Source organism: Affinundibacterium fentianense (genome assembly GCF_018139545.1).
Lineage (GTDB): Bacteria > Pseudomonadota > Gammaproteobacteria > Burkholderiales > Burkholderiaceae_D > Undibacterium > Undibacterium fentianense.
This window is the reverse complement of the sequence record NZ_JAGSPJ010000012.1, coordinates 1-1,877: the sequence shown is the minus strand read 5'-3', so window position 1 is coordinate 1,877 and position 1,877 is coordinate 1. Positions and strand designations below refer to the sequence as shown.

The 1,877-nt window shown below is 36.0% G+C and carries 2 protein-coding genes; both read right to left on the bottom strand.

Annotation, left to right across the window (positions count from 1 at the left end; genetic code table 11):
- Positions 1 to 382, bottom strand: a 382-nt coding sequence (locus KDM90_RS17575; protein WP_212676930.1) for a hypothetical protein, incomplete at its 3' end; no start/stop codon positions are given.
- A gap of 1,057 nt (positions 383 to 1,439) precedes the next feature.
- Positions 1,440 to 1,877 (bottom strand): hypothetical protein (locus KDM90_RS17570; protein ID WP_212676929.1); only part of this gene is annotated, 438 nt, incomplete at its 5' end.

The window sequence follows — 1,877 nt, the reverse complement described above, 5'->3', positions numbered from 1 at the left end:
CTTCTACTAGCGTGACGTTAGAGAAGGAATTAAGGTCTCCAATGAGAAAATAATCCATTTCTTTAGTAATATATTTTATTGTGGAGACTTTAGATTTACAAGTTTCGTACTTACCATGATGGTCAAAAATAAAATCAAAGTAGTTTGAATTTCGGATATCTTTTTTACTTAGATATTCAAGATAAATATGAAAATGGGTGTTACCATCTTTATGTTTTTCTCTTGCAATAATTCCATTTTTAATACTATCTTTTTCAGTAATACGTTTTTTAATTTCGGGGAAATCAACAAGTTTACTGTTAGGTACTTGTGAAAATGTAAGGAAGAATTTAGATGCGTGCATTCGAAATTTGTTTTTAGTGTGTGTTTTTTTGTCAATCATATTAATTTAATTCATGTTTTGTGACCCTACCAATTTTGAATCCTGGGAAACAATATGGAAATCACCTCTCTTTTTTTGGGGGATATCGCTCTAGCGTGACGCTAGAAGGCAGTTTAGTGGGGGAAAATTGTCGGCATATATATAGAGTTAGTGCTTTTTCAGCAGAGGGGTATTCCTTTATATACCAATATTTAGATTGAAAATCCTTTGATTTGGTTAGTTGTGCAACTGTTGGGATGAGACGTTAGAAGAAAATGAGGTGTGCGCGTGCGTGAGCACGCAATTACTGGGATGAGACGTTAGAAGAAAATGAGGTGTGCGCGTGCGTGAGCACGCAATTACTGGGATGAGACGTTAGAAGAACAATATTCGTTGCGTGCGTGAGCGCGCGGCATACCAAATCAAATAAAGCGCGCGGAAAAGGGGGAGTTAACATTGCCACTCCCCCACGCACGCATGCGAGGGGTCTGGAGGACCATTTCTGATGCCCTAGGAAAGATTTCTATATGGGAATCCAGACCCCTCGCACGTAATAATTGAGGTTTCCTCAACGGGTTTGGGTACGTTGTACCCAATCCAGGGGTCTGGGGATGGATAAATCCCCAGCTTTCACCTATTTCTCAACTTTTTTGTAATGAGTAATCGTGTTAAGAACTTTTTCGAAAGCATCGAAGTCATTAAAAAGGGGTTTCGTGAGTTCTATTTCTCGAACCCTTACTCCAAGAGTTTTAGAAAATAGATCTCGTTTAGTATCCTGGTTGAATCATTTATCAGAACAATGTTGATCAAGAGGTTGGTTGGAAGTCATGATAATGAGCGGATTATCTTCTTTGTATGTATGAGATCCTTTCATAGGTAATCGCATATTTTCGCCAGAAAGGAAGCGATTCAGAAAGAAGCCATCCCATCCTTTTGGGGAAAATTCATCTCAAAGTATTCATTGGTACGTTTTATTTTTATAATAATCGAATCAGTTATCGTCGGGTCAGATATACGATGGTGTTTTATGATTTAAAAAATGAATAATACTAGTTTTTCCAGTATTAGGTTCTCTACTTCAAACATGCAGCATGGGCGTTTTATACTTTCTTTTACCTGCATTATCATTTAAGTATTCAAGAATATTCACAAGGCCTTCTTTATTAGTTAATACATTGTCACTAATATTTTCAATGCTAGCGGTATCAAAATATTTTATAGGTGAAAGCTTGTCCATACGTAAATTACGCTGATGCTGTTGGAAGTTTTTACTGTATTTTGTTATTTTATGTCCAGAATCAAAGATAAACTTGTCAACAGATCTATTATTTTTAAAATAAAAGAAGTCTTCAACGCTGTACCCTTCCAATACCTTTTTTCGGATAAAATCTTCTACTAGCGTGACGTTAGAGAAGGAATTAAGGTCTCCAATGAGAAAATAATCCATTTCTTTAGTAATATATTTTATTGTGGAGACTTTAGATTTACAAGTTTCGTACTTACCATGATGGTCAAA